14 protein-coding genes are annotated in these 15,240 nt (G+C 71.1%); 9 read left to right on the top strand and 5 right to left on the bottom strand.

All coding sequences use genetic code 11. The features are described 5' to 3' along the window. Window positions 1–23: 23 nt before the first annotated feature. The gene (locus tag ABD230_RS06470; protein WP_344370603.1) at window positions 24–1,019 is read right to left on the bottom strand and encodes a LysR family transcriptional regulator; all 996 of its coding nucleotides are present in this window, start codon (window positions 1,017–1,019) and stop codon (window positions 24–26) included. Between the two features lie 192 nt (window positions 1,020–1,211). Here ABD230_RS06470 and ABD230_RS06465 point away from each other — a divergent pair, with 192 nt between their 5' ends. From ABD230_RS06465 to ABD230_RS06430, 8 genes are all read left to right on the top strand, one after another. Beyond that, a complete protein-coding gene (locus ABD230_RS06465; protein WP_344370601.1) occupies window positions 1,212–4,844 on the top strand; it encodes a bifunctional proline dehydrogenase/L-glutamate gamma-semialdehyde dehydrogenase in 3,633 nt (1,210 codons plus the stop codon). A gap of 163 nt (window positions 4,845–5,007) precedes the next feature. Then, window positions 5,008–6,468 carry a basic amino acid/polyamine antiporter gene (locus tag ABD230_RS06460; protein ID WP_344370599.1) on the top strand — a complete coding sequence of 487 codons (1,461 nt, stop codon included), beginning with the start codon at window positions 5,008–5,010 and terminating at the stop codon, window positions 6,466–6,468. A gap of 35 nt (window positions 6,469–6,503) precedes the next feature. Next, window positions 6,504–7,742 (top strand): arginine deiminase, encoded by a 1,239-nt coding sequence (locus tag ABD230_RS06455; RefSeq protein ID WP_344370596.1) that lies wholly within the window; start codon window positions 6,504–6,506, stop codon window positions 7,740–7,742. 36 nt (window positions 7,743–7,778) lie between these two features. Then, window positions 7,779–8,714, top strand: coding sequence for a 1-phosphofructokinase family hexose kinase (locus tag ABD230_RS06450; RefSeq protein ID WP_344370593.1), 936 nt, complete (start codon window positions 7,779–7,781; stop codon window positions 8,712–8,714). 79 nt (window positions 8,715–8,793) lie between these two features. Beyond that, window positions 8,794–9,021 carry an RNA-binding S4 domain-containing protein gene (locus tag ABD230_RS06445; protein WP_344370590.1) on the top strand — a complete coding sequence of 76 codons (228 nt, stop codon included), beginning with the start codon at window positions 8,794–8,796 and terminating at the stop codon, window positions 9,019–9,021. Window positions 9,022–9,085: 64 nt separating this feature from the next. After that, on the top strand, window positions 9,086–9,478 hold the full coding sequence (locus tag ABD230_RS06440) for a hypothetical protein (RefSeq protein ID WP_344370588.1): 393 nt from the start codon (window positions 9,086–9,088) through the stop codon (window positions 9,476–9,478). A gap of 132 nt (window positions 9,479–9,610) precedes the next feature. Next, complete coding sequence (locus ABD230_RS06435; RefSeq protein ID WP_344370586.1) at window positions 9,611–10,162, top strand: RNA polymerase sigma factor; 552 nt, start codon at window positions 9,611–9,613, stop codon at window positions 10,160–10,162. Further along, entirely contained in the window at window positions 10,152–10,982 is an 831-nt protein-coding gene (locus ABD230_RS06430) for a hypothetical protein (RefSeq protein ID WP_344370583.1), read from the top strand. The genes ABD230_RS06435 and ABD230_RS06430 overlap by 11 nt, the downstream gene beginning before the upstream one ends. 940 nt (window positions 10,983–11,922) lie before the next feature. Here the strand turns inward: ABD230_RS06430 and ABD230_RS06425 are convergent. Next, window positions 11,923–12,414, bottom strand: a complete 492-nt coding sequence (locus ABD230_RS06425) for an ATP-dependent zinc protease family protein (RefSeq protein ID WP_486303384.1) — start codon at window positions 12,412–12,414, stop codon at window positions 11,923–11,925. An 18-nt stretch (window positions 12,415–12,432) separates the two neighbouring features. Between ABD230_RS06425 and rimK the strand changes: the two genes are divergently transcribed. After that, on the top strand, window positions 12,433–13,638 hold the full coding sequence (gene rimK / locus ABD230_RS06420; RefSeq protein ID WP_344370579.1) for a 30S ribosomal protein S6--L-glutamate ligase: 1,206 nt from the start codon (window positions 12,433–12,435) through the stop codon (window positions 13,636–13,638). A gap of 21 nt (window positions 13,639–13,659) precedes the next feature. Here the strand turns inward: rimK and ABD230_RS06415 are convergent, their stop codons facing one another. The 3 genes from ABD230_RS06415 to ABD230_RS06405 form a co-directional block, all read right to left on the bottom strand. Then, window positions 13,660–14,022 carry a GntR family transcriptional regulator gene (locus tag ABD230_RS06415; protein ID WP_344370574.1) on the bottom strand — a complete coding sequence of 121 codons (363 nt, stop codon included), beginning with the start codon at window positions 14,020–14,022 and terminating at the stop codon, window positions 13,660–13,662. Window positions 14,023–14,034: 12 nt separating this feature from the next. Beyond that, window positions 14,035–14,472: an Lrp/AsnC family transcriptional regulator gene (locus ABD230_RS06410; protein ID WP_344370569.1), complete on the bottom strand. Its 438-nt coding sequence runs from the start codon at window positions 14,470–14,472 to the stop codon at window positions 14,035–14,037. A 133-nt stretch (window positions 14,473–14,605) separates the two neighbouring features. After that, a complete protein-coding gene (locus tag ABD230_RS06405; RefSeq protein ID WP_344370566.1) occupies window positions 14,606–15,220 on the bottom strand; it encodes a TetR/AcrR family transcriptional regulator C-terminal domain-containing protein in 615 nt (204 codons plus the stop codon). Window positions 15,221–15,240 lie beyond the last annotated feature (20 nt).

The raw sequence follows: 15,240 nt of genomic DNA, 5'->3' as shown, positions 1-15,240 counted from the left end.
CCGTCCGCGTCACGCGACGCGCGTCAGCGGTCGTGGGTCGGGGGCGGCTCGCTCCGCGCCGCCGCGCGGGCGAGTGCGTCACGTGCGGCCACCACGGCGGGCCGACGCGAGGCGGCGCGACGCGTCGACGAGAACACCTCGCGCGTGGGCTCGTCGGGCAGCGAGGCGAGCTGCACGCTCGGCGGCTCGCCCGCCCAGACCAGGTCGGGCAGCAGCCCGACGGCGTTGCCCGATCGGATCAGGCGGATGTGCGCCATGAGGTCGGCGGTCTCGAACCGCACGTCGGGCTCGAAGCCGGCGTGGCGGCACAGCTGCTCGGCCCATTCGCGGGAGGCCGTGCCGCGAGGTTCCATGACCCACGGCCGGTCGGCCGCCGCCGCCAGTCCGTCGTCCGCCACGAGCCGCAGCAGCTCGGTCGGCGCCTCGGGCGGCAGCGCCGCCGCGACCGGGTCGGAGCGCCGGAGGCCCCGACGACGGGCCGACGGGTGCGGCGGCAGCGCGAGCCGGATGGCGTCGCGGGCGAGTGGGACCCGATCGAGCTCGGGGTGGAGCGGTCGCGTGTGCCCGGGGTACTGCTCGGCGATGACGAGGTCGAAGTCGCGGGCGGCGACGTCGAAGAGCGCGATCTCGGGCTCCCGCTCGGTCACCTCGACGCGCAGTGAGGGGTGCTCGGCGGCGAGCAGCGTCAGGGCCTGCGGCACGACGGCGTGCGCCGCGGACTGGAAGACGGCGATGCGCACGGTGCCGCTCACCGTGGTCAGGGAGCGCGCGACATCCGCCTCGGCCTCCTCGAGCCGTTCGAGGACGGCCTGCGCGTGGCCGACGAGGAGCTCGGCCTGCGGCGTGAGCTGGACCCGCCGGCCGACCTGCACGAGGAGCGGCACCCCGGCCTCCTTCTCGAGCTGGCTGAGCTGCTGCGAGACCGACGACGGGCTGTACGAGAGCGCCTCGGCGACGGCCGTCAGCGTGCCGCGCTGGCTGAGCTCGACGAGCAGGCGGAGGCGTCGGACGTCGAGCATGCGTGCGGCCTCCTCTCGCGGCATCCGGTGATCGGTCGGCGCGGCGACGGGCGCCGCGAAGAACGTTCGGGAAACATGAACAGTATGCATCGGATTCATTCGCTGTACTGAACAGATGCGGAGGCGCACACTGGAGGTGCCGGGCGCGCACGCGCCGCGCGCGCCCTCCGAGACGCAAAGGACATCGCAGTCGTGACCACTTCGAAGCTGATCGCGGACGTCGTCCCCGACACCGACCACGTCATCGCGCTCGTCGAGCGCTGGCTCGCCGAGAGCGACCGGCACCCGGTGGACCCCGCCGCCGAGCGACTCGCCGGCGTGCTCAAGGACCCGAACGGGCTCGCCTTCACCGTCGGCTTCGTCGACGGCGTCATGCGCCCCGAGGACCTCGGGGTCGCGGCGCGCAATCTCGCCGAGGTCGCGAAGCTGACGCCGAAGTTCCTGCCCGGCTTCCTCAAGGCCGCGATCCGCCTCGGCGGGACCATGGCGCAGGCCTTCCCGTGGCTCGTCATCCCGATCGCCCGCCGCGTGCTGCGCGCCATGGTCGGCCACCTCGTCCTCGACGCGACCCCTGCGAAGCTCGGCCCCGCGATCGCGAAGCTGCGCGAGTCCGGCAACCGGCTGAACCTCAACCTCCTCGGCGAGGCCGTGCTCGGCGAGCACGAGGCCGACCGGCGCCTGAAGGGCACCTACGACTTCCTCGCGCGCGACGACGTCGACTACGTCTCGATCAAGGTCTCGAGCGTCGTGAGCCAGCTCTCGATGTGGTCGTTCGACGAGGCCGTCGAGAAGGTCACCGCCAAGCTCACGCCGCTCTACGAGCTCGCCGCGAAGGGCGCCGCGAAGGGCGAGGCCAAGTTCATCAACCTCGACATGGAGGAGTACCGCGACCTCGACCTCACCATCGCGGTGTTCAAGCGCCTCCTCGACCAGCCGCAGCTGCAGGGGCTCGAGGCGGGCATCGTGCTGCAGACCTACCTGCCCGATGCGCTCGGCGCGATGCAGGACCTCACCGAGTGGGCGCAGGCCCGCCGCGCCGCGGGCGGCGCACCCATCAAGGTCCGCGTCGTCAAGGGCGCGAACCTCGCCATGGAGACCGTCGACGCGCACATCCACGACTGGCCCCTCGCGACGTACTCCACCAAGCAGGACTCCGACACGAACTACAAGCGCGTCCTGCACTGGTCGATGACTCCCGAGCGCATCGACGCCGTGAAGCTCGGCATCGCCGGCCACAACCTCTTCGACGTCGCCCACGCCTTCCTCACCGCGAAGGAGCGCGGCGTCGAGCAGGGCGTCGAGTTCGAGATGCTCCTCGGCATGGCGACCGGCCAGGCCGAGGCCGTGCGCGGCGACGTCGGGCGCCTGCTGCTGTACACGCCGGTCGTGAACCCGTCGGAGTTCGACGTCGCGATCGCGTACCTCATCCGACGCCTCGAGGAGAACGCGAGCCAGGACAACTTCATGTCCGCCGTCTTCGAGCTCTCCACCCACCGCGGCCTGTTCGACCGCGAGCGCGACCGCTACCTCCGCTCGCTCGCCGCGCTCGAGGCCGAGGACGCCGACGCCCCGGCGCCCGCGCCGAACCGCACCCAGAACCGTCGCACCGAGTGGGACGAGAAGGACGCCGCCGAACTCAGCGGCGCCGTGACCGGTGCGCCCGCGCCGGGCGACGAGCACGAGGGCTCGCTCACGAGCGTCGTGCTCGGCATCACCCGCGGCTCGGCCGCGGACGGCGTGCTGACCGATGACGCGGCCGCCGCAGCCGCCGAGCTCACCGGCCCCGGCGTGACTCCCGGCTTCCGCAACGAGCCCGACACCGACCCCGCGCTCGCCGCGAACCGCGACTGGGGCCGCCGCATCCTCGAGCGCGTGCCCGACTCGACGCTCGGCATCGACACGCTCCGCGACCACCGCATCGAGACGGCCGAGGAGCTCGAGCGGCTCATGACCGCCGTGACCGAGCGGGCCGCCGCCTGGGGCGCCCTCCCGGGCGACGAGCGCGCCGCCGTCCTGCACCGCGCCGGCCTCGCGCTCGCCGCGAACCGCGACCGCCTGATCGAGGTCATGGCCGCCGAGACCGGCAAGACCATCGCCGAGGCCGATCCCGAGATCAGCGAGGCCATCGACTTCGCGCACTACTACGCCGAGCGCGCCCGCGAGCTCGACCACGTGCAGGGCGCGCGGTTCGTGCCGTCGACGCTGACCGTCGTCACCCCGCCGTGGAACTTCCCGGTCGCGATCCCCGCGGGCGGCGTGCTCGCCGCACTCGCCGCGGGCTCGGGCGTGATCATCAAGCCCGCCAAGCTCTCGCAGCGCTCGGGCGCGGTCATGGTCGAGGCGCTCTGGGAGGCCGGCATCCCGAAGGACCTGCTGGCGCTCGTCGACCTCGGCTCGCGCGAGCTCGGTACCAAGCTCGTCTCCGACGAGAAGGTCGACCGGGTCATCCTGACCGGCGCATACGAGACGGCCGAGCTGTTCCGGTCGTTCCGCAAGGACCTCCCGCTCCTCGCCGAGACGAGCGGCAAGAACGCGATCATCGTCACGCCGTCGGCCGACCTCGACCTCGCGGCCTCCGACGTCGTCAAGAGCGCGTTCGGCCACGCCGGCCAGAAGTGCTCGGCCGCGTCGCTCGTGATCCTCGTCGGTTCCGTGGCGAAGTCCGAGCGCTTCCGCCGCCAGCTCGTGGATGCCGCGACGAGCCTCCGCGTCGGCTGGCCCGAGCACCCGGCGAGCCAGATGGGGCCGATCGTCGAGCCCGCGAACGGCAAGCTGCTGCACGCCCTCACGACGCTCGGCGCCGACGAGGAGTGGCTGGTGGAGCCGCGGCAGCTCGACGGCACCGGACGGCTGTGGTCGCCCGGCATCCGCGCGAACGTGAAGCCCGGGTCGTACTTCCACCTCACCGAGTTCTTCGGCCCCGTGCTCGGCATCATGCACGCCAAGGACCTCGACGAGGCCATCCGCTTCCAGAACGCGGTCGACTTCGGCCTCACGGCCGGCCTGCACTCGCTCGACTCCGAGGAGCTCGCGACGTGGTTCGACCGGGTCGAGGCGGGCAACCTCTACGTCAACCGCGGCATCACGGGAGCGATCGTGCAGCGCCAGCCGTTCGGCGGCTGGAAGCGCTCCTCGGTCGGCGCGGGCGCCAAGGCCGGCGGACCGAACTACCTGTTCGGCCTCGGCGACTGGGAGCCCGACCACTCCGAGCCGAGCCGGTCGCTGCACCTGCGCGGCCTCGAGCGCCGCGTGAGCCGCCTCATCGAGGCCTCGCAGTCCTCGCTCGACTACGAGGCGTACGAGGTCCTGCGCCGCTCGGCCCTGTCCGACGAGGTCGCGTGGGCCGAGGAGTACGGCACCGTCAAGGACGTCTCGGGCCTCGGCGTCGAGCGCAACGTCTTCCGCTACCTGCCGCTGCCCGTCACGATCCGCGTGAGCGAGGACGCCGCCCTCGCCGACGGCCTGCGTGTCATCGCCGCCGGCCTGCTCGCGAAGTCGCCGCTGTCCGTCTCGACGGCGCACGAGCTGCCGAAGGGCGTGCGCGACCTGCTCGCGGCGCAGGACGTCCGCGTCGTCCGCGAGGGCGACGCCGGCTGGATCGAGCGCGCCGGCCGCGGCGAGGTCACCGGTCGCGTCCGCCTCGTCGGCGGATCGGCGTCGGCGCTCGCCGAGGCCACGGGCGGCACCCCGGACCTCGCGGTCTGGTCGCACCCCGTCACCCCGTCGGGCCGCGTCGAGCTGCTGCCGTTCCTGCACGAGCAGGCGGTGTCGATCACGAACCACCGCTTCGGCAACCCGACGACGATCTCGGACGACGTCATCTAGGCGCCGGCACCGGATGCCGCGAGGGGGCGGTCGCACGTGCGACCGTCCCCTCGTCGTGCGCCCTTGTGCGCCTCAGGGGGCCTGCGCTAGACACGGTGCAGGCGGCGCTGCGGCGCCCCGAACGATCCGCACGGGGGTGGATCGGACCGGCGAGGGGACTCTCATGGCGTCGACCGCGGAGACCAGGGCGAGCTCGAAGCTCAGCCTTCCGGCGCTCACCGCCATGGTCGTCGGCTCGATGGTCGGCGCGGGGGTCTTCCAGCTGCCGGCGCGGTTCGCGAGCCAGACGGGCGTGTACGGCGCGGCGATCGCGTGGGGGATCGCGGGGCTCGGGATGTTCACGCTCGCGCTGGTCTTCCAGACGCTCGCGATGCGCAAGCCCGAGCTCGACAACGGCGTCTACGTCTACGCGCGCGCGGGCTTCGGGGTGTACCCCGGCTTCCTCTCCGCGGTCGGCTACTGGGCGTCGGCGTGCGCGGGCAACGCGTTCTACTGGGTGCTCATCATGACGACGCTCTCGCAGCTCTTCCCCGAGCTGCGGCCGGTGCTCGGGGAGGGCGACACCTGGCCGGCGTTCTTCATCTCGGTCGCCGCGGTCTGGGGCGTCTACCTGCTGATCCGGCGGGGCGTCCGCGAGGCGGCCGCCGTGAACTTCATCGTCACGATCGCGAAGCTGGTCCCGCTCGCCCTGTTCCTGGTGCTCGTCGTCTTCTTCTTCGACTGGGACGTCTTCGTCGGCAACCTCTCGGGCGACGCCGGCCTTGCGGGCGGCGAACCGCTGTTCCTGCAGGTCCAGGGCACGATGCTCATCACGGTGTTCGTGTTCCTCGGCATCGAGGGCGCGAGCGTGTACTCCCGGTACGCGAGGAAGCGGTCCGACGTCGGGCGGGCGACCGTGCTGGGCTTCCTGTCGGTGCTCGCCCTCTTCGCGTCGGTCTCGATCCTGTCGTACGGGATCCTGCCGCAGGCCGAGATCGCGGCGCTGCCGCAGCCGTCGGCGGGCGGCGTGCTCGAGGCGGCCGTCGGCCCGTGGGGCGGGGCGTTCATCCGCGTCGGGCTCATCATCTCGGTGCTCGGCGCGTACCTGGCCTGGCAGCTCCTCGCGGCCGACGTCGTGTTCGCGGCGGCGAAGGACCGTGACCTGCCGCGCTACTTCGCGCGCCTGAACTCGCGCGAGGTGCCCGAGCACGCGGTGCTGTGGACGTCGATCCTCGTCACCGCCATCCTCTTCGCCGTCCAGTTCGTGAACGACGCGCTCGACTTCACGCTCGACCTCACCGCGGCGCTCTCGCTCGCCCCGTACGCGCTCGCGAGCGCGTACGCCGTGAAGATCGCGATCCGGCGCGACGGCTACGCGGATGCCGCCTCGGCGCGCCGCACGCGCGAGCTCGTCATCGCGGCGATCTCGACGGTGTACACGCTGTTCCTCATCTGGGCGGCCGGCTACGTGTTCCTGTTCCTCGCGTGCATCCTGCTCGCCCCCGCCACCGCCCTCTACGTCGTCGCCCGCCGGCAGCAGCAGGCCCGTGTCTTCACGCCGGCCGGGCTCGCCGTCTTCATCGTCATCCTGGCGTTCGCCGTCGTCGGCGTCGTCCTGCTCGCCACCGGCGTCGTCCGGATCTGATCGAACCCGCGCCGCGGCGCAGAAGGGAGCACGCCATGTCGGACCAGTCGTACGGGGTCCACTCCGAGGTCGGGCGACTGCACAAGGTGCTCGTGTGCCGCCCCGGGCTCGGCCACGAGCGGCTGACGCCGAGCAACAGCGACGCCCTGCTGTTCGACGACGTGCTCTGGGTGCAGAACGCCCAGCGCGACCACGCCGACTTCGTGCGCGAGCTCCGCGACCGCGACGTCGACGTCGTCGAGCTGCACGACCTGCTCGCCGAGACGCTCGCGGTGCCCGGCGCGCGCGACTGGCTCCTCGACCGCAAGATCGTGCCGACCGAGGTCGGCACGGGCCTCGTCGCCGACACCCGGGCGTTCCTCGACTCGCTCGACGACGCGACGCTCACCGAGTACCTCATCGGCGGGCTGTCGACCCGCGACCTGCCGTCGGAGTTCCGCTCGCCCGAGCTCGCGCTCGTGCGCGAGTCGGCCGGCGTGACGGAGTACCTCATGCCGCCGCTGCCGAACACGATCTACACCCGCGACACCACGTGCTGGATCTACGGCGGCCTCACGCTCAACCCGCTGTACTGGCCCGCCCGCCACGCCGAGACCATGCTCATGAAGGCGATCTACGACTTCCACCCGGACTACACGGGGAGCACGGTGTGGTGGGGCGACCCCGAGCAGGACTGGGGCCAGGCGACCCTCGAGGGCGGCGACGTCATGCCCGTCGGCAACGGCGTCGTCCTCATCGGGATGAGCGAGCGCACGTCGCGCCAGGCCATCACGGCCGTGTCGTCACGGCTCTTCGAACAGGGCGCCGCGACCCGGGTCGTCGTGGCGGGCATGCCGAAGCTGCGGGCCGCGATGCACCTCGACACCGTCTTCACGTTCGCCGACCGCGACGTCGTGACGTACTACCCCGACATCGTCGACGGCATCCACACGTTCTCGCTGCGGCCAGACGGCGGCGGCGGCATCGACGTCACCGAGGAGCGCGGGTCGTTCATCGACGTCGTGGCCGAGTCGCTCGGCCTTGCGAAGCTGCGGGCGGTCGAGCCGGGCGGCGGATGGTACGCCGGGGAGCGGCAGCAGTGGGACAGCGGCAACAACGCCGTCGCCGTCGAGCCCGGGGTGGTGTTCACCTACGACCGGAACACCTACACGAATGCGCTGCTGCGCGACGCGGGGGTGGAGGTCATCGAGATCGTGGGCGCGGAGCTCGGGCGAGGGCGCGGCGGCGGGCACTGCATGACCTGTCCGATCTCACGCGACGCCGTCGAGTACTGAGGCCGGGCGCAGGACGTGGCCGTGCACGCGCCCATCGTGACGTTGACCATGAATCCCGCGCTCGACGTGTCGAGCACGGCGGACCGCGTCGTGCCCGAGCACAAGCTGCGCTGCGGACCGAGCCGGTTCGACCCGGGCGGCGGCGGCGTGAACGTGAGCCGTGCCATCCGCAACCTCGGCGGCAGCTCGATCGCGGTGTACCCGCTCGGCGGGCCGACCGGGCAGGCGTACCGCGGATTCATCGAGTCGGCCGGCCTCGTCGCCCGCGTGATCACGATCGCGGGCAACACCCGTGAGAGCTTCACGGTCGACGAGCTGTCCACCGGCGACCAGTTCCGGTTCGTGCTGCAGGGCCCCACGATGCGCGAGCCGGAGTGGCGGGCGTGCCTGTCCGTCGTCGCCGACGAACTGCCGGTGGGCGGGTACCTCGTCGCGAGCGGGAGCCTGCCGCCGGGCGTGCCCGACGACTTCTACGCGATGCTCGCCGAGGTCTCGGCCGACCACGACGTCCGCCTGGTGGTGGATGCCTCGGGGCCGGCGCTGCGCCGCGCGCTGGAGGCCGGGGTGTTCCTCATCAAGCCGAGCCGCGACGAGCTCGCGGAACTCGTCGGCGCCGAGGGCGAACTCGACGAGCCCGAGCTGGTCGAGGCCGCCCGCGTGCTCGTCGCGTCGGGTCGCGCCGAGGTCGTCGCGCTCACGCTGGGCGGGCGGGGCGCCGTGCTGGTGACGCCGGAGGAGGTGCTCCGGCTGCCGACGCCGCGGGTCCCGGTGGCCAGCGCCGTCGGGGCGGGCGATGCGTTCCTCGGGGCGCTCGTGCTGCGGCTCGCGCAGGGCCGGCCGCTCGGCGAGGCCTTCCGCAGCGCCGTGGCGGCCGGCAGCGCCACCGCGATGCTGCCGGCGACCGAGCTCTGCCGACCCGAGGACGTCGCCCGGCTGGAGGCCGCACTCGTCGCGGAGCCGTCGACCGGCTGACGCATCGCGAATCGCGCGCGGAGCCGGCCCCGATCCGCCGGAACCGGTCCCGACCGCCCCGCTCCACTAGCATTCGGGGATGACGAACCGGGCTCCGATCGAAGACGTCCCGATCGGCGGCGACGGCATCCGCCTCGGGCAGTTCCTGAAGTTCGCCGGCCTCCTCGACTCCGGCGGAGACGTGAAGGAGGCCGTCGCCGACGGCTCCGTGACCGTGAACGGCGAGGTCGACCGTCGACGCGGACGGCAGCTGGTGGTCGGGGACGTCGTCGGCTTCGAGGGACGTCGGGTGCGCGTCTCGCCGTGATGCCGGAGCCTCGGTGCCCGTACGTCGAGCCCCAGAACGTAACACCAGGACGAGAGGCTGATCGATGACGCTGCATGCGCACCCCACCAGAACGGAGAGGCCGACCGCCAGCGGGCTGCGACGATTCTCCGCCTACGTCCTGCACACGCTGGGAGCCGTCATCGGAGCCTGCGCGGCCATCTTCACGCTTGCGTTCGTACCGGCGTGGATCGCCGGCGCAGCATCCCAAACCGAATACGGCCAAGCCGTCAGTCTGGGTTGGGACGCGTTCTGGCAGGTCATGGTCGTCGTCCCGGCCGCAGCAGTCGGGGTATTGATCGCAATGCTTGCGCTGCTGATCCTCCGCGGCTACCGTCGCAACCCGGTCGCCTATGTCCTGATCGGCGTTGCCGGATTGGGGCTGGTGGTTTCGGTTGCCGGGTTCAACATCATTCAGGCCGAACGCGGCCTTCTCTGATCACGGCGGGTCGGGCGGCTGCCGAGGTCGGCGAACGTCGAGCTATCGGGTCGGTCGATGGCTCGCCGACTCTCCCTCAGCGAGACGTGGGAACGTTTCGCTGAGGGCCGGACAGTTCATAGTGTGAGGGCTGTGGACGAGGAGGACTGGCGGCGTGCGGTGGCTGGCGATGGTGAAGCGTTCGGGCTGATCTTCGACCGACACCGCGTTCGGATCCGTCGTCACGCGCATGCGCTGGTCCCTGTGCCCGCGGACGGCGATGATGTCGTCGCTGCGACGTTTCTCGAGGCGTGGCGGAAGCGGGACCGGGTCCGGTTCGTCGACGGTTCGATCCTGCCGTGGCTGCTGCGCACAGCGACGAACCTGTCGCACAACGTGAGCCGCTCCACGCGGCGTTACCGGGTCCTGCTGGCCCGTCTCCCGGCCGACGTGACCGTGCCGGATCATGCCGAGAACGACTTCGGCGACGGGCCCGCGACCAGGTCGCTGCGAACGTTGTCCATCGAGCACCAGCATGTCGTGGTGCTCTGCGTGCTCGAAGGGCTGCCGGCAGACGAGGCGGCACGTGTGCTCGGCGTTCGGGCCGGCACGGTCCGTTCGCGGCTTTCTCGAGCGAAGTCTCTTATGCGGCAACGCCTGTCGCCGCCGCGGTTCCGCTTGGAAGGAGTGAGTGATGAGCTCTGAGCCCCAGTCGCCCAGCGAACGCGACATCCACCTGCGCCAGGTGTTGGTCGCAACCGCCACCGCCTCAACCACCGACACCCCGCGGCGCGGCCGGACGGTGGTCGGTTCGATCGTGGCGTTCGCCCTGGCCGGAGCGGTCACCGGTGGAGCCATCTCGGCCGCCGCACTGACCCGCACAGCAGAACCCGAGCCCACGAGCATCAGCGTGGTCGAGATGACCGAAGGGATCGTGCGGGACGACACCGAGCTGTTCGGCACCCCGTTCGTCATCAGCAGCTTCGGGGAGACCGAGATCGATCTGGGCCCAGCACCCGCGGGCGCCAGCTCCCTGATACTCGCCCTGCACTGCCTCGACCCCGGGACGTACCAGGAAGTGGTCGACGGCACTCAAATCGGAGCAGTCACCTGCACCGAGCGCGACGCCGACTTCACCAATGGCGGCGGCGTCATCCCCATCACCGTTGAGGACGACTCAGAAGACCACACGCTGCAGATCGTCGCCGACGCGTCCCAGCGATACGTGATCTGGGCGTCTTGGGCCACACCGGCGCTCAAGGCTGAAGCGTCCGAAGCCCAACAGGCGGCACTCGCGGACGGAGTCGTCACCGAGGCGGAATACCGGGACGGATTCGCCCGATACGCCGCATGCATGACCGACGCCGGTCACCCCCTCCTCCGGATCGATGAAAGTGGCACGATCATCGACTACTCAAACACAGCCGAAGCGGTGAACTCCGGCAAGGATCAACGCTGCTACGACAGCGAGTTCGCGAACCTCGACGTCGCCTGGCAACTGGACCAAGAAGCCAACGCCGAATAGAACCGAGACCCGCGCGCCCGCCCGCGACGCATTCGCGATCCCTCAGCGGTGCGGGTGGCGAGTGCGCCCGTCGGGGCCATAGAGAGATCCGCTCACGGGTAGCGCTCTCAATTCGGGCCAGCACCAATTCGCGCATGTGGCCTCATGCACATGGGCCCGATCGTCCGTGATGCTCACCGTCACGACGAACGACCAGGTTGGACGATCGAGTTCTTCGCGTGGGTTCGTCCATTCCTCTCGCGTCCAGTTGGGTGCCCGCGGTGCGTATTGGACGCGCAGTTGCGCGCTCGTCATCATCGTGGCCGAAAGACCAACACGAGCGGTGATCGATCGAAGGAGGTTCCCGTATCTCTCACCCACGTTGGCCGCAACGGCGTTATCGTCGCACCCCATGATCAGGTCCACGACGATGTCGGCGGTGTCAGGAGAGGTCTGGGCGCGCAGTAGCACCCCCGGCAGCCAAGCGCCTTGAAAGTCGTTGTTGCGGCTGCAGAACGACGCTGCAACACCGCTCGCCACGTCCACGAACTGCCGTCGCGTTGCGATAGGTACTCCTCGAAGGTCACATGTGACACGCAGCTTACGATGTTGCATCCCGAGACTACCGACGCTCGGAAGCGGGGTCGCGGGTCACTGCGACTGCCGCCCGTTTGACGGTCCGTCGACGCTCCGACGGTCGGCTACCGGACGCCGCGCCTCCGATCGAGGGGGAAAGGTATCCGCGGAATACCTTTCCCCCTCGATCGAGCGTGGGGATGTCGTCTCCCAGACGGTCGCAATGTGCACACGAGTGCAGACGACTTCGGAAGAATCGTGCAGTCGACTTCGGAAACCGACAGGCCGCGTTTCTCCGGAGGCCGTCGCGTGTCTCGTTCGACCCGCCCGCTGAACTGCCCGGTGAGGGGGCCTCGCACGCGACGCCGGGGCGGCGGACTGCGGGTCAGGCGCGACCGCGGTTGCGGCGGCGGACGGCGCGGGGTGCGCGGCCGCCGACGAACGACCGCCCGGCGTCCACGAGGAAGCCGTTCCGCAGCGCTTCGCGCCCGATCAGCATGCGGAAGCCCATCTCGTCGCGGTTGGTCAGCGTCACCTCGGCGGTGACCTCGCGATCGAGCAGCACGACGTCCATGAGCACGACCAGGCGCTCCTGCGTGTGGCCCGTGGAGCTGCGCACGACGCGACGGTCGTGCACGGGGAGCTCGACGGCGGCGGCGTCCGTGTCGGTGTCCTGCCAGGGGTGGATGCCGAAGCGCACCCAGTCGGCGCCGTCGCGCTCGAACTCCTCGACGTCGAACGCGTGCAGCGCCGACGATCGGGCCCCGGTGTCGAGCTTGGCCTTCAGCCACTCGACGTCGGCCTGCGGCAGGCGCACCCATTCGCGCCATCCTGCGATGGTGTTTGAATGGGTCGACACATTCGTCACCCGATCAATCTTGGCAGGTAGTCCTCCATGAAACTCGCGATCCTGTCGCGCGCCCCCCAGGCCTACTCGACCCAGCGTCTCCGTGCTGCAGCGCAGCAGCGCGGCCACGACGTCAAGGTCCTGAACACCCTCCGCTTCGGCATCGACCTCTCCGGCGCCGAGCCCGACCTGCAGTACCGCGGCCGTCCGCTCTCGGACTACGACGCGATCCTGCCGCGCATCGGCAACTCGATCACCTACTTCGGCACCGCGGTCGTGCGCCAGTTCGAGCAGATGGACGTCTACACCCCGAACACGGCGAACGGCATCACGAACGCCCGCGACAAGCTGCGTGCGAACCAGATCCTCTCGCGCCACAACATCGCGCTGCCCGCCACGACGTTCGTGCGCAACCGCGCCGACCTGCGCCCGGCGATCGAGTCGGTCGGCGGCGCCCCGGTCGTGATCAAGCTGCTCGAGGGCACGCAGGGCATCGGCGTGATCCTCGCCCCGACCGTCAAGGTGGCCGAGGCCATCATCGAGACACTTCATTCGACCAAGCAGAACGTGCTGATCCAGAAGTTCATCGCCGAGAGCCGCGGTCGCGACATCCGCGCCCTCGTCGTCGGCGACCGGGTCGTCGCGGCGATGCGCCGGGTCGCGAGCGGCGACGAGTTCCGTTCCAACGTGCACCGGGGCGGCAGCGTCGAGCCCGTCGAGCTGACGCCCGAGTACGAGCAGGCCGCCGTGCGGTCGGCGCAGATCATGGGCCTGAAGGTGGCGGGCGTCGACATGCTCGAGGGCAACGAGGGCCCTCTCGTCATGGAGGTCAACTCGTCGCCCGGCTTGCAGGGCATCGAGACGGCGACGAAGCTCGACGTCGCGGGCGCGATCATCGACTACATCGGCAACCAGGTCGCGTTCCCCGAGATCGACGTGCGCCAGCGGCTCACGGTCTCGACGGGGTACGGCGTCGCCGAGCTCGTCGTGCACGGCGCGGCCGACCTCGTCGGCAAGACGCTCGGCGAGTCGGGGCTGTGGGAGCGCGACATCACGGTGCTCACGCTCCACCGCGGGGCGAATGTGATCCCGAATCCGCGCAAGGGCGTCGTGCTGGAGGCCGAGGATCGCCTGCTCTGCTTCGGCAAGCTCGAGGAGATGCGCTCGATGATCCCGGAGCGCCGTCGCCGGCGCGCGAAGGTCCGGCGCCTGCCGAAGGAGCCGATCCCCGCGCCGGAGGCCGCCGCGAGCTGAGGCGGCGCCCCGTCGGCCGTGTCAGACGCGGGTGCGCAGCGCGCGTGCGACGGCGGCTTCGGCGGCGTCGCTGGTCACGCCCAGGCGCTGGGCGATGTCGGCGAAGTCGGATGCCGCGGCCTGCAGCGCGCGCTCGACGGGATCGCCGGCCGTGCTGACGAACGTGCCGGCGCGGCCGCGGCCCTCGACGACGCCGTCGGCCTCGAGCTCCTTGTAGGCACGCGCGACGGTGTTCACCGCGAGCCCGAGCTCGTCGGCGAGCGCCCGGACGGTGGGCAGCTTGGCGCCGGCGGCGAGCCGGCCGTCGCGGACCGCGTCGACGACCTGCATCCGCAGCTGCTCGTACGGCGGGGTGCTCGAGCCGGCATCGACGCTGAAGCGCATGACAGCCCCGTCTCAGTCGCGGTTGCGGTTGACCAGTCGCGACAGCACGATCGCGCTGCGCGTGTGGTCGACGTTCGGGGCGATCCGCACGCGCTCGAGCGCCTCCTCGAGCGAGGTGATGTCGCGGGCGCGCATGTGGACGATCGCGTCGGCGCTCCCGGTGACGGTGCCGGCGTAGACGACCTCGGGCACGTTCTGCAGGATGCGCTGGAGCTCGTCGGGTGCCACGGTGCCGCGGCAGAACAGCTCGACGTAGGCCTCGGTGCTCATCCCGTCGACGGCGGGGTCGACCTGGATCGTGAACGACTTGATCACGCCGTCGGCCACGAGCTTGTCGACCCGCCGCTTCACCGCCGAGGCGGACAGTCCGACCGACGAGCCGATGTCGCCGTACCCCGCGCGGGAGTTCTGCCGCAGGAGGTCCAGGATGGCGCGATCGAGGTTGTCCATGCGGCCGAGTGTACGGTGGTCCGTTGCGTGGGAACAGGTGCAGACGCCGCTTTCGTGCGCGGTGTTGCACGTTCGTGATCGAGCGGGGCGCCGGCGCGCCGGCCCGCGCGGCCGCTGCCCCGCGCGACGCGGATCAGTGCGGCAGTGCCGCGTGCTGGGCGCGCAGCCCGTGCATGAGCGCCGCGAGCCCGAGCCGGAAGGCGCGCTCGGCGCCCGACGCATCGGCGTGCTCGGGGTCGAGCGCGGAGCGCAGCGCGACGAGCTCGACCGGGACGCCGGCCTGGGCGAGCAGGTCGCCGGGGGCGACGATGTCGAGCGCCGAGCCGAGCACGTGCGCCTCGACGGTGCGCATCACCGCGACGGCGTCGCGCTCGGGCCACCCGCCGTCGATGATCGAGCCGATGACGGTCTCGTACATCTCGAGCGTGGAGATGTCGCGGATCGGCGTGGTCGCGAGCAGCGGGATGAGGTTCGGGTGCGCGGCGAACGCCGTGAGGTACGAGCGCGCCCAGGCCTCGAGGGCGACGTCCCACGGGTGCACCCCGAAGGCCGACACGTCGATGTCGGCGACGATGCGCGCGCGGACGAGCTCGATCAGCTCGCCGCGGCTCGCGACGTGGTTGTAGAGCGACGAGACCTGCCGGTCGACGCGGGCCGCGAGGGCGCGCATCGTGAGCGCCTCGCCGCCCTCCTCGTCCACGAGGTCCAGGGCGGCGCGCACGAGCTGCTCGCGTCTGAGACGGGCCACGAATTCTCCTCCGGGTCTTC

The organism is Agromyces tropicus (assembly GCF_039531345.1).
Classification (GTDB): Bacteria; Actinomycetota; Actinomycetes; order Actinomycetales; family Microbacteriaceae; genus Agromyces; species Agromyces tropicus.
Note: the sequence above shows the minus strand (reverse complement) of the source record. Positions and strands in the feature narration are given on the sequence as shown.